This is a genomic window from Salegentibacter maritimus (genome assembly GCF_016236915.1).
In the GTDB taxonomy this organism is placed as follows: Bacteria; Bacteroidota; Bacteroidia; order Flavobacteriales; family Flavobacteriaceae; genus Salegentibacter; species Salegentibacter maritimus.
The window spans coordinates 1-13,040 of the sequence record NZ_JAEHOK010000011.1 but is presented as its reverse complement, the minus strand read 5'-3'; the positions used below and the strand labels follow the sequence as shown (position 1 = coordinate 13,040).

Annotated in this window: 13 protein-coding genes; 6 read left to right on the top strand and 7 right to left on the bottom strand. The window is 36.6% G+C overall.

Annotation, left to right across the window (positions count from 1 at the left end):
* Positions 1 to 188: 188 nt before the first annotated feature.
* Positions 189 to 1,382, top strand: coding sequence for a hypothetical protein (locus tag I6U49_RS09555; protein ID WP_198628498.1), 1,194 nt, complete (start codon positions 189 to 191; stop codon positions 1,380 to 1,382).
* A 120-nt stretch (positions 1,383 to 1,502) separates the two neighbouring features.
* Here I6U49_RS09555 and I6U49_RS09550 read toward each other — a convergent pair whose 3' ends face one another.
* The 3 genes from I6U49_RS09550 to I6U49_RS09540 all read right to left on the bottom strand — a co-directional run bounded on the left by I6U49_RS09550 (position 1,503) and on the right by I6U49_RS09540 (position 3,403).
* A complete protein-coding gene (locus I6U49_RS09550; protein ID WP_193710879.1) occupies positions 1,503 to 2,441 on the bottom strand; it encodes a ring-cleaving dioxygenase in 939 nt (312 codons plus the stop codon).
* Between the two features lie 205 nt (positions 2,442 to 2,646).
* Positions 2,647 to 2,970, bottom strand: coding sequence for a phosphoribosylpyrophosphate synthetase (locus I6U49_RS09545; protein WP_193710880.1), 324 nt, complete (start codon positions 2,968 to 2,970; stop codon positions 2,647 to 2,649).
* A 40-nt stretch (positions 2,971 to 3,010) separates the two neighbouring features.
* Entirely contained in the window at positions 3,011 to 3,403 is a 393-nt protein-coding gene (locus I6U49_RS09540) for a DUF302 domain-containing protein (protein WP_198628497.1), read from the bottom strand.
* A 175-nt stretch (positions 3,404 to 3,578) separates the two neighbouring features.
* Here I6U49_RS09540 and pyrR point away from each other — a divergent pair, with 175 nt between their 5' ends.
* The 5 genes from pyrR (at position 3,579) to I6U49_RS09515 (ending at position 7,034) form a co-directional block, all read left to right on the top strand.
* Entirely contained in the window at positions 3,579 to 4,118 is a 540-nt protein-coding gene (pyrR, locus tag I6U49_RS09535) for a bifunctional pyr operon transcriptional regulator/uracil phosphoribosyltransferase PyrR (protein WP_193710882.1), read from the top strand.
* A gap of 8 nt (positions 4,119 to 4,126) precedes the next feature.
* Positions 4,127 to 5,056 (top strand): aspartate carbamoyltransferase catalytic subunit, encoded by a 930-nt coding sequence (locus tag I6U49_RS09530; RefSeq protein WP_193710883.1) that lies wholly within the window; start codon positions 4,127 to 4,129, stop codon positions 5,054 to 5,056.
* Between the two features lie 40 nt (positions 5,057 to 5,096).
* Entirely contained in the window at positions 5,097 to 5,429 is a 333-nt protein-coding gene (locus I6U49_RS09525) for a ribonuclease Z (protein WP_198628496.1), read from the top strand.
* 9 nt (positions 5,430 to 5,438) lie between these two features.
* Positions 5,439 to 6,347, top strand: coding sequence for a ribonuclease Z (locus I6U49_RS09520; RefSeq protein ID WP_198628495.1), 909 nt, complete (start codon positions 5,439 to 5,441; stop codon positions 6,345 to 6,347).
* Between the two features lie 180 nt (positions 6,348 to 6,527).
* Positions 6,528 to 7,034, top strand: coding sequence for a CAP domain-containing protein (locus tag I6U49_RS09515; RefSeq protein ID WP_198628494.1), 507 nt, complete (start codon positions 6,528 to 6,530; stop codon positions 7,032 to 7,034).
* Between the two features lie 150 nt (positions 7,035 to 7,184).
* On the opposite strand, the gene I6U49_RS09510 is transcribed toward I6U49_RS09515, so the two are convergent.
* The 4 genes from I6U49_RS09510 to I6U49_RS09495 all read right to left on the bottom strand — a co-directional run.
* Positions 7,185 to 8,720, bottom strand: coding sequence for an IS1182 family transposase (locus I6U49_RS09510; protein ID WP_198628493.1), 1,536 nt, complete (start codon positions 8,718 to 8,720; stop codon positions 7,185 to 7,187).
* 95 nt (positions 8,721 to 8,815) lie between these two features.
* Positions 8,816 to 10,678, bottom strand: a complete 1,863-nt coding sequence (locus tag I6U49_RS09505) for an OmpA family protein (RefSeq protein ID WP_198628492.1) — start codon at positions 10,676 to 10,678, stop codon at positions 8,816 to 8,818.
* A gap of 17 nt (positions 10,679 to 10,695) precedes the next feature.
* The gene (locus I6U49_RS09500; RefSeq protein ID WP_198628491.1) at positions 10,696 to 11,607 is read right to left on the bottom strand and encodes a PorP/SprF family type IX secretion system membrane protein; all 912 of its coding nucleotides are present in this window, start codon (positions 11,605 to 11,607) and stop codon (positions 10,696 to 10,698) included.
* Positions 11,608 to 11,619: 12 nt separating this feature from the next.
* Positions 11,620 to 13,040: HYR domain-containing protein (locus I6U49_RS09495; RefSeq protein ID WP_198628490.1), on the bottom strand; the 1,421-nt coding region annotated here is incomplete at its 5' end.

Genomic DNA, 13,040 nt, shown 5'->3' with positions numbered 1-13,040 from the left:
GAATAAACCCTGTAAACCTCATAATAAAAGAACTTAAGACTTCTTTTGGAGCTAAAAATAAGGTGGTATTTCCAATTCTTAGCAGGTTAGGAAAGCCTGTTAATTAAGATATTAAATAGAACTGGCACAAAATATGATTATCTTCGGGTCGTTAAAAAATGCTTACTAACGATTAAAAATTATCTACAATGAATAAATTGGGTTTTGTTTTTTTGTTTGTATTAGGAACGCTTTTTCAAAATAGTTTTGCGCAAAGCTTTGCCGAAGACCAATCGGTAACCCAACAAGTGCTTCAGGAACTTAACCGTGAGCGAAGCTTGTTAAGTCAGAACCTGGAGTTTAGAATTAAAGAAATCGACTCTAAAATTAGTAACCTGGATGAAAGTATACAGAACACGAATTCCTCGGCCGAAAAGGTTGAAAAGCTATTGGAAAGGGTAAAGTTCCTGGAAGAACGCCAGGAAGAAATAGACAAAAATACCATTAGTGTTTACAAATATAATTACAGTTCGGCTGTATTAAATCTGGCTTCTATGGAGCGGGAAATTAAACCTTTGAATCTTTTTAACGCTTCAAGAGAGTTTTATGCTACATTAGATGAGGTGAGTAATCCTATGCATTATGAAGGCTACCAGGAATGGTTTGGTGAATTTAGAAAGTTTGTAGAAGAAGAAAAGAAGAATGATGCCAGGCTTTCCGCCCTAAGCCATATTTTGTCTGTCACCGGAGATCTTGCACAAGGTACGCCCTTTACAGGAATGTTCGCAGGAACCGTTTTTGACGGAATTGGCAGCTTTATAAATTCGTTGGGTTGGGGCGATAAAAAGCTAAAAAACCAAAGTACAGAAATGTTGAAGTTAACCACAACTGTCGCACAATTTACCCATGATAAAGATCTTATAGAGACCGAATGGGAGTCTATAAATAAAAACCTGGATGAATTAAAAGAGCTTCAGGAAAAGGCAATGCAGGAAAACCTGGTGCAAATTCTTGAGATAGATCCAAAGGAGTTTGATAAAAAATTCACCAACGAAACCGATGCAAAAAAGCGTACCCAATATATTCTAGACATTTCAAAAATAGCAGAAAATAAGATTGTGCAAGAGAAAGCGAAGAACCCTGAAAACTGGAAGCAGGATTATCACGATCAAATGATTGCAGTGCAGAATTTAAAAATAAGGTTTGGGACTATTACTTTTAGAATTCTTGAAAACCTAAAGAAGTATGACTCTCTTATCAAGAAATATGAAAACGATGAATATTTAAAAACCAAGATTGTAGATTTAAAGAATAAACTGAATACGGTAAGAAACAGTTTTGAGTCTACTTTTAATCCGCAAGAGTATATTAAAGCCTCTAATGAGATGTATGTAGTAGAGTAGAGGATTTCTTAGTAATAAAGACTATCTGAAAATCATTAAACGTAATCCTGATTTTATTTCAGAGTTTGCACCGATTTTTCATCGGAGATCTAAAATTTTCAGATAGTCTTTTAGTTTTATCTAGTGTTTTAATTCCGGAAGAAGTTTTTCAATTCTATCTCTGGAACCTTCATATTGCGAAGGCAGTTTGAGCGCGCTACCAAGCTCTTCCAGGCTTTCATCCCTTGTGAATCCCGGATTATCGGTTGCAATTTCAAATAAGACTCCCCCGGGTTCTCTAAAATAAAGTGAGAAGAAATAATCCCTATCTATTTTTTCAGTGATTTGAAGGCCTTTTTCTCTAATCTTATCTCTAAAATACATTTGAGTTTCTTCATTTTTAACCCGAAAAGCAATATGATGATTAGTTCCACCGGCGTTAATACCGCGCTCAGCAGTAGGATCCTGATGGATGTCTACTATGGCCGCATTTTCTACGGTATTGGTCTTATATCGGTAAAAATCATCTTCCTTTTCCTCGAGTTCATATCCAAAAATATCGGTAAGAATACCAGCCGTAGGACCTACGTTATTAAGGGTAAGGGTAACGTTATGAAAGCCTTTTATGGCAACATCGCTATTAATCTCATCTGTTTGCCAGGCTTGCCGATCATCACTATGTTTGGGAACTACCAATTTTAAATTAAGACCGTCGGGATCACGAAAAGCTAAATATTCTTCACCAAATTGTTCTCTGGTTTTACCATATTCCACTCCATGTTTTTCAAAGCGTTCTTTCCAAAAATCCAGGCTTCCTGCGGGAACAGAATAACCAATTTCTGTAGCCATGCCTACACCATTTTTGCCTTTTTTAACTCCTTCCCATGGGAAAAATGTGAGGATGCTGCCGGGTGTTCCACTTTCATCTCCAAAATAAAAATGATAGGTTTTGGGATCATCAAAATTCACAGTTTTCTTAACCATTCTTAATCCCAGTATTTTTGTGTAGAAGTCGTAGTTGCGTTGCGCATTTCCGGCAATTGCCGTAATATGATGCAGACCAAGTATTTTGTGTTCCATGTTTTTTATGCTTAAGTAAGCAAAAAGTAACTAAAACAAGGTTAAAGTAATTATAAAAGTAAAGTTAATATCAAACTTAAATAGATTTGACCTTATGGAATTTTAGTGGAAAAAGTGAATTGTAGGGGATGGTGGCATAAATAACCCGAATAGGTGTCTTTTTGCTTAACTGAAATTCAATATCCTTATTGATGGCCCTTTTTCATTAAAGGTGTTTATGAAGCCGTTTTACAATATTATACGTGTTGGAATCTGAATATGTGCCAAAGGCATTTACTAAAACACCCTTTATTTTATGATTATGGGAGGAAATTGCATATACAATCATTTCGTCTCCGGGATCTGTCATCCCTTCAAACCTATAAATTTCATCTATCTCAAACTCTTCAGGCGAAAGCTGCAGGCTACGTGCGGTATCTACTAGTTTATCGTTTTCCGGCTCTAATTTAAAGTCGGTAGTATATCCGCGAGACGCCAAACCATTAATAGCCTGGCTAACTGTTTCGTAATTGTGTCTTTTTACTACCATAATCAGGATAATTAATTATTATAATGAGCTTGAAGATAATTTAGTTCAATGAAGCTATTATCTTCTTAAGTTTTTGCTGTACTTCTGTGGCTATTTCCTCGAGAGAATCATTTTTTGCCGCTTGCATGGAAGAAATTGGATCTACTGCAGAAACTTCAATTTCACCATTTTCGTTTTCTTCAACAATTACATTGCAAGGCAGAAAAACGCCAATCTTATCTTCGCTTTTTAATGCTTTATGCGCAAATACGGGATTACAGGCACCTAAAATCCTGTATTTTTTAAAGTCTACATCAATCTTTTTTTTCAGTGTTTCTTTTACATCAATTTCAGTAAGTACCCCAAACCCTTCTTCTTTTAAAGCTGCAGTTACTGTTTTTATAGCTTTATCAAAGTTTTTTTCTTTTAACGTAGTATTAAAATAGTAGCTCATAACTTAAATTTTATAGATTAAATTGCAGGTTTAATTTACGAAGAAAATTATATAGTCTATAGTTTTTTTCGGAAACTGTTCTAAAAAAAGATTTATAATCTGAAGCTCATTGAACTTTAGAAAAAGATAAAAAAGCTTACTTTTGTGGTAGAAATTCTACTTTTTGCAACTAATTATGGGTCAAAGAATATTACTGAATGCCGATGAGATAAATATTATTCTCCACCGTCTTGCCTGCCAGTTAGTTGAAAATCATACCGATTTTAAGCATACGGTTATAATTGGAATCCAACCCCGGGGTGTTTTTCTTGCCGAAAGAATTATAAAAATCCTTCAAGAAGAATATGGGATCACAGATTTGAATTACGGGCATTTAGACATTACTTTCTATCGGGATGATTTTAGAAGAGGAGAGAAACCTCTTGAAGCCAATAAGACTAAAATAGATTTTATAGTTGAAGATAAGAAAGTTGTTTTTATAGACGATGTGCTGTATACTGGCAGGAGTATACGAGCGGCGCTTACAGCAATACAATCATTTGGCAGGCCCGCCGAAATAGAATTATTAAGTTTTATAGATAGAAGATTTAGCCGTCATTTACCAATACAACCTGATTATAATGGGAGGCAGGTAGATGCCATAAATGAAGAAAAAGTAATAGTAAACTGGAAAGAAAACGATGGGGAAGACGTGGTTTATCTGGTTTCTAAATAAGTAAATATATGAGCGAATTAAGTGTAAACCACTTACTTGGAATTAAATATCTTAATGAGAAAGATATTGAGCTTATTTTTAAAACGGCCGATCATTTTAAGGAAGTGATAAACCGGCCTATAAAAAAAGTCCCTTCGCTAAGAGATATTACCATAGCTAATTTATTTTTTGAAAATTCAACCCGTACCCGCCTTTCGTTCGAGCTTGCTGAAAAACGATTAAGTGCAGATGTTGTTAATTTCTCGGCAGCTTCTTCTTCGGTTAAAAAAGGAGAAACGCTTATAGATACCGTAAACAACATTCTCTCCATGAAGGTTGATATGGTAGTTATGAGGCATCCAAACCCCGGTGCAGGTATATTTCTTTCCCGCCATGTAAATGCAAGTATCGTTAATGCTGGAGACGGGGCCCACGAGCATCCTACCCAGGCACTTTTAGATTCTTATTCTATTAGAGAACGTCTTGGGGAAGTAAGAGGGAAAAAGGTGGTTATTGTTGGGGACATTCTTCATAGTAGAGTGGCACTATCTAATATTTTTGCACTGAAATTACAGGGAGCCGAGGTGAAGGTATGTGGTCCAAAAACACTTATACCAAAACATATAGAATCTTTAGGGGTAGGTGTGGAGACCAATCTTAAAAAAGCTATAGAATGGTGTGATGTAGCTAATATGCTTAGGGTTCAAAATGAGCGTATGGATATAAGTTATTTTCCAAGTACCCGCGAATATGCTCAACAATTTCAGTTGAATAAAAGCTTATTGGAAAGTCTGGATAAAGAAATAGTGGTAATGCACCCGGGACCAATAAACAGGGGGGTAGAAATTACCAGTCAGGTTGCTGATGCCGAAAACGCTATTATTTTAGATCAGGTTCAAAATGGAGTTGCCGTTAGGATGGCGGTAATATATTTACTTGCTTCTAAAATTAATAGGTAGAGGTTAGGCTTAAATAATTTTAAATTTAAAGATTGAACTTATGAAGATTTTAGAGAAAGAAAATTATATCTTAATAGAACCCCTGGAAGCCCCAATTGTAGATTTTGTTTCGCTTCTTACCCAGAGACATACCGAATTTGAGAAGAAGAATCTAGTAGTTAATCTTCTGGCTTATAAAAACCTTAAGAAAGATGAGGTGCTGGGTTTTTTAGAAATCTCTAAAATTCATCAAGCACAAAATAAATCTTTTGTTTTGGTTAGTAACGCCATTACTATAGACGAATTGCCTGAAGACATTATTATGGTTCCTACATTGAGAGAAGCCGAAGATTTAATTCAAATGGACGAAATTCAAAGAGACTTAGGGATATAAACCTTTTCTATGAAGCTCAATATCCTTGGTTGTTATGCCGCTACCCCGCGTAGCTTTACCAATCCCAGCGCTCAGGTTCTGGAAATGAAAAACGAGTTGTTTTTAATTGATTGTGGTGAAGGAACCCAGGTACAACTAAGGAAGAATAAAATAAGGTTCTCTAAAATAAAACATATTTTCATATCTCACCTGCACGGGGATCATTGTTACGGACTTGTAGGCCTTATTTCCACCTTTAGATTATTGAACCGGGAAAATGAGCTGCATGTTTATGGCCCAAAGGGAATAAAAGAGATCATTACGCTACAATTAAAATTGTCTAATTCCTGGACAAATTATCCACTTTATTTTCATGAATTAGAAAGTAAAGAAGCCCAAATTATTTATGAGGATGAAAAACTAAGTGTAGAAACTATACCATTGGTGCATAGGGTATACACTAATGGTTTTCTTTTTAAGGAGAAGCCGGGAGACCGTAAACTACTTATTGATAAAGCAATTGAATATAATATAGATGTTGCTTTGTATAGGAGCTTAAAAAAAGGAAAAGATGTTAGGTCAGAGTCAGGGGAGCTTGTTCCCAATCATCTGGTAACTGCTAATCCAGAACCACCAAAAAGTTATGCTTACTGCAGTGACACAGCTTTTAACCCAAAAATGATTCCACAAATTAGTGGTACTACAGTTTTGTATCACGAATCTACATTTTTAGAAGATAAAGCTGAGTTGGCATTTCCTACCAAGCATAGTACCGCAAAAGAAGCCGCACAGATTGCCAAAGAAGCGGGGGTAGGGAAATTAATCTTAGGACATTATTCTACACGCTATACCAATATCAATTTATTTAAAAAAGAAGCTACAAGCATTTTTAATAAAGTTGATCTAGCCGATGACGGTAAGGTTTTTATCTTTGAATAGCACTTCCACTTTATTTTACTTACATTTTTGACTAGCAGGTGTTTAAACATCTCGTTTTTAGTAGGTTTAATCCTACTAAAAATGTTAAAATGCAGAAAAAATCGATGAAATGTACATCCGCCTATGCATTTAGTCGATAAAAAATGTACTTTTAACTACCCAAGTCTAATATCATGACCTATGAAAAAAAGTACATTTAGATTTTTTGTACTTGTTTTGCTGGCTGTATCGACAGTTTCTTGTGCAAAAGAAAGTATAGAGGAAGAAGTAAATTCTTACAATCACACCGCTGAAGAAAAAGTGCATTTTGATTATTCTGAAATTGAAAACACTATTTTAAAACTGGTGAATGAACATAGAAAAACATTAGATCTTAAACCACTACAGCCAATTGCTGAAATCTCTTTTGAAGCAGAGAGCCATAATTATTATATGTTAGAGGTGGGGAAAGTTAGTCACGACAATTTTGGAGTGCGCTACGAAAATTTAGTAAAGACAGTAGGAGCTAAAGCGGTTAGCGAAAATGTGGGATATGGTTATCGTACTGCAGATGCTGTTGTAAAAGCCTGGCTAAATAGTAAAGGACATAAAGAAAATATTGAAGGTAATCACTCTCATTTTGGCGTGTCGGTAGTAGATGATGCAAACGGACGTAATTATTTCACCAATATATTTATAAGAAAGTAGAGTAATTATTTTTTATAACTTGATTAAGCTAAAAAGAGGCCGTCTAAAAAGCTTTTTTAGGCGGTCTTTTTTTATCCTTTTTTTGGTAGTTTTAATATTTTTTAGTTTCAGTTATTCGTTAAGGGTTAAAAGTTAATAGGATGTTTCTTTTCACTGTACTAGAGTGAACTTTTTAAGGTTATGAGCTATCGCTATTAGGCCTATTTCAGTGGTTACTTTATCCATTCCCCGGAGCATAAATCGCTTAAAACCCATGTTTTGCTTGATATTTCCAAAGACGGCTTCCACATCCCAGCATCTTCTTTTGCGATGAGCTATTCCCTCTTCACTTAGTAATAGGTTCCTGGCAGTTTCCTTAAGACGAATCAGATTGTGATTACGCTCGATAGTCCTGTTTCCTTTGGCTTTATGACAGCTGCCCCGCAAAGGGCACCCCTGGCAGTTGATAGCCTGATACCGATGGATTTGCTGCTTAAAACCGGTAGTTGTTTTCTTCTCATAACTATTTACTTTATTCATCGCCTGGCCCATCGGGCAATAATACGTATCGGTTTCTTTATTATAGAATAGGTTGTCCGGATGGAATGGATTTTCGTGGTGCTTTTTATCGCGTTGCTCTTTATGGAAGTAGTTGTATTTTACATAAGCAGTAATTTCCTTTTCTTCCAGATCGGTATAATTCTCTTCACTGCCATAGCCGGCATCTGCGGTAAGGCTTTGAGGAATTTGATCATAGGAGTCTATATGATCTTGTAGGTGATCTTTTAAAGTAGTGGTATCGGCGGTGGTTTGGGCTAAAGTATAGTTGGTGATGAACTGGTTGTTGGTGGAGGCTTGAAGGTTATATCCAGGTTTTAACTGCCCGTTCTGCATATAATCATCTTTCATCCGCATAAAAGTGGCATCGGGGTCGGTCTTGCTATAACTGTTACGTTTGCCCAGGATAGCTTTCTGCTTTTGGTATTTCTTCAGGTTTCCCGGCCAGTTCTTCTTGGCATAGTTGAGCTTTTGTTTTACTTTTTTATCCACCTCCTTATCTTTTAATGCGTCATTAATGGCATCAATGGTTTTGGCTACTTCATCTGGGTCGATAGCCTCAAAATCAGGCTCATTGGGAAGCAGTTGTTCCTGGTCATATACCTTTTCCACATAAGACCATAGTTCCCGAAGCTGTTTCTTAATACGCTCCTTACTGTTCTTGATGGATTTACCCCATACAAAAGTAAAGCGATTGGCATTGGCCCCTATCTTAGTGCCATCCACAAAGAGTTCTTTTAAAGATAATACGCCCTGGTCGGCCAGTAAAAGAACCACCTGATTGAAAATATTTTTGAACTCCCCTTTTAAGCGTTTGCCCCTAAAATCATTAATCGTATTATGATCGGGTTTACTTTGACCACTAAGCCACATAAAATGGAGGTTCTCCAAAAGGGCTTGTTCTATTTTACGCGAGGAATACATATTACGCAGGTAGGCATAGATGGTAACTTTGAGTAGCATCCTAGGATGGTAACTGGAGGTGCCACCACCTTTATAGCTTCGCTCTAAGTCGGCGATGTCGATTTGATCAATTATAGTGTTGACAATTCGAACGGGATGATGGGCAGGTACCAAATCATCATAACTGGGAGGTAAAAGACTTAACTGCGATTGGTTATAAGTCTTAAATACAACTTTGGCTTTCATACCATGAAAATAATACTATCCTGTATTATTTTCAATAAAAAAGAGGTTGACTTTTCAGACAACCTCTTTATAATTTTTAAAATAAGCATAATAGCTTAATCCATGTTTACAACACTAAACATAGAACGCCGGTTTAATTGATGCTGCTCTCTGGAACATCTATCACAAGCTATTGCAGGTTCACGTTCACCATAGCCTTGCTCCTTAATACGGTTTTTATCAATTCCTTCGGCAATTAAGTAATCACGAGTTGCTTTAGCTCTTCTTTCGGCCAAAGCTTCGTTGTAAGCTTCACTTCCCCGTTTGTCGGTATGCGATCCAATTTCAATTACCAGATCGGGATACTCATCACGCATTAATTTTACCAGTTTATCTAACTCTTTTGCGGCATCAGGTCTAATATTGCTTTTGTCAAAATCAAAGTATATATTGTTTATTTCTGCCAAATACTCTACATCGGCCACAGGTTGAAGAGCAATATTATATTCCATTTCTACTTTATCTTCCATGTTTTTGGTGCTTAAAGTAGCCTTGAAACTCTTATACTCTATCTGTTTTGCTTCCAGGGGAATACTTATATTTCTGTTTACTTTTGTTTTGTAATTTCCATCGTTATCAGACTCCAGAAAGGCAATTTGTTCGTTCTTTTCATTGAAAAGCCTAATAGTGGCCTGCGCAATAGGATTGCCATTCACCGCATCGGTAACTTTTCCTTTTAAAATTAGTGGAAGCAGGCGATTAAATGCGTATACATTATCTGAGCCTTCACGGTTTGAAGCTATAAACCCGGCATTAGTATCAGATTCGCGAAAATAACTAAAGTCATCTAAGTTGCTGTTTATAGTTTCTCCAAGATTGGTAATTTGGGCGTTCCCATTTTTTAAATCAATTTTAAAAATATCTGCCAAACCATAACCTCCGTGACCTGATGAGGAAAAATATAGTACTTCATCTTCATCTATAAAAGGAAAGGTTTCATCTTTAGCTGTATTAATTTTTTCTCCCAGGTTTTCAGGAACTCCAAAATTATTATTTCCATTTATAGTAACTTTATAGAGATCGGTGCCACCCTCACCACCGGGCATATTAGATGTGAAGTAAAGTGTCTTTCCATCTTTGGAAACCGATGGATGTCCTACAGAATAGGCGTCACTGTTAAATGGCAGTTCCTGGATATTCGTCCAGGCTCCACCTGAGTTTTGAGCAGAATAAATCTTTAAATGATTTGTAGCCTCTTCGTCACGTTTTCCTTCTTTGTTATTATAATAGTTGTTTCTGGTAAAATAAAGCGTTTCACCGTTAGGACTAAAGCTTAAAGGGCCATCGTGTAATTTAGTATTGATTTCTTCTGAAATTGAAGTAGCTTCATTTTGAGGGTTTAGCTCATAAATATCCAGGAATGGCTCGTCATTCCAGGAATATTTTTTGTCTGAATTATTCGTGTTTCTGGCAGAAACAAAATAGGTTTTCCCCTCATACTTTACCGCTCCAAAGTCACTGAATTCTGAATTAAACCCGGTTTTTGTGAGTGTATACGTAGTTTGAACCTCCGGATGCTTTGCGTTAAGTATTTTACTAACTTCAGCAACAACTTTTCCATCGCTATCAAGATATTTTTGTAGCCATTTTCGTGACTCTTCATATCTTTTAGCTCCACGTAATGCCCTGGCATAGTCATAATAATATTCGGCAGAACTATTTAAAGAATCCTCTAAAATGTCTTCATAATAGAATACAGCATTCTCCGGACTTCTTAATTTCATGTAAATCTCGGCCAGTTTTATCCTATTTTCCCTGGTATTATAGTCGTTTTCAATAAGATCCTTATAAACTTCTACAGCTTCAGTATAAGCGAGATTATTATAAAGTTTATCTGCTCTCTTTTGTTTCCCATATTGTGCTTGCACCGACATGCTAAACACGAAGAAAAATAGGCTTAAATAGTATAGTTTTTTCATAATTAGCAGCTTTTATTTTAGAAGAATCGGGGTGATTTATAGCGTGTTTTTTGGAACCTGAATTCATAAATAAGTAAGATTTCATGAGATCCCGAGGTATATGGTCTAATATCTGAAATAGAGTATTCATAGGCATAACCGGCCCTAAAACCATCAAAGAGTTCTATATCCAGGAAAGCCCCCAGGGCATCGTCTAACCTCCAATTAGCCCCCAGATAAAATTTCTCATTAAAAATCATTGTTCCAGAAAAATCTACTGAAAGTGGGGCACCGCTGGTCATCTTAAGTAAAGATGTGGGCCTAAATTTTAGGTTTTCGTTTAGATCAAAAACATAACCACCTGTAAGGTAATAGTGAATCTGTTCCATAGCTAGAAATTCATTAAACTCGTGGTTGTTGTTATTGATTAGCTTTGGTGCCGATGCCCCTATATACCAATTTTGGGAAGATAGATAAAAACCAAGCCCAAAATTGGGTGTCCATTTATTAAATCTATCTTCAAAAAAGGGATCATTTAAAACCTGCGGATCGTTAAATAGTTCCCGGTCGAGATTGTAATAGCTCATTCCGGCTTTTAAACCCATAGCTAAAGAGACATCATTATTGAAATCTAAACGATAGGCAAAATCACCATATGCATAGGTGTAATTTTCATAGCCGGTTTTATCGTTTATTACCGAAAGTCCCAGGCCTACTTTATCGTTGGTAAGCGGGGAGTGGATGGAAAGCGTTTGGGTTTTTGGTGCCCCACTAACGCCGGCCCATTGATTTCGGTTTAATGCCGTTATGGAAAATCCATCCCTGCTACCGGCATACGCCGGGTTTATAGATATAGTATTGTACATATACTGGGTAAACTGCGGCAATTGCTGCGCTAATCCAGTTATGGAAGATATAATACAGAATAGGAGTAGGTATATATATTTCATGATGTTCTGTTTTTATTTTGTTCCTAAATAGATGTAACCTTGTATTGGTTCAAATCCGCTATTTCTAATTTCCAGGATATAGAAGTAAGTTCCGGATGGCAATTGATTAGAACTCGTTGCCGAATTTGTAGCATAGCCATCCCAATCGTTTTGATAATTAGTGGCTTCATATATTTTATTTCCCCATCGGTTAAAGATCATCAAGTCATAAGTAAATCCACATTCACTGGCAAAATCTATTGTGAAATAATCATTGCGATTATCCCCGTTTGGCGTTACCGCTTTCGATATACTGGACTTAATATCTTCCAGGCTACATGGTAATACCACACAATCATCATTAATGTTCACCGTTACGCTTGTGGTAGAGTTACAAATACCATTGTTAATTTGATATTCAAAAGTATAAGTGCCAACCTGTAACAATGCCGGGTCAATAAAATCTTGAGTTAAAGCACCGGTTTGCTCAGTATCTACCCAAACTCCGGAGTCATCATATTCACCTTCCAAAAGTTCAAAAAGATTAAAGCTTGAGTCTTCTATACAAAGGCTTATAGTACTTGTCTCAATTTCAGTTGCAATAGGTTCTTCTAATATAACTTCTGTAGCTTCAGATACCTGGCCAAATTCATCCTTTGCGGTTACCTGGTAAGTTCCCGGTTCAAGATCTGTAAATTCCTGTATCGCTTCATAGTTTTCACCATCTATACTATAGGTAAGTCCGTTTTCAGTATTTATTAGGATTACCCCGGTTGGTGTTAAACAGTCTGGTTGAATAAGGTCAACTTCCGGAGCAGACGGTATCGGTGGAGTTTCTTCAATAATTACCAGGAATGAACAGCTAACAGAATTTCCGGAAGCATCAGTAACCTGATATGTTACTACGGTCTCTCCTACAGGGAACTCTTCGCCGGAAGCAAAGCCTTCTATGAGTTCAATACTGGTTCCTGAACAGTTATCTGTAACTGAAACCCCTTCATAATTAACAACAATAGAATCTGTTCCATTTTCAACACTTAGTTGAATATTATCGGGGCAGGTTAATACCGGAGCTTCATTGTCTATTACATTAACTACAAAACTAGAGTTTACTGAATTACCATTCACATCAGTTGCCGTATATGTTATTTTTGTTTCTCCTATCGGAAATTCAGCACCAGAAGCTAAGCCCTCAGTAAGTTCTATGCTTTCTATGCCACAATTATCATTAGCCGAAGGAACCGAATAATTAACAGTTGCCCCACAGCTATCGGGATCTGTATTTACTGTAATATTTTCCTGTTCAGCAATTACCGGCGCCTGATCGTCAGTTACCGTTATGGTTTGTATTACCGGTTGAGCCTCGTTTCCATTATCATCTGTCACGGTCCATGTAATATTGGTGGTTCCCACGGGGTATTCCGCATCTAATGGCTGGTTATCATCCCTTGTTC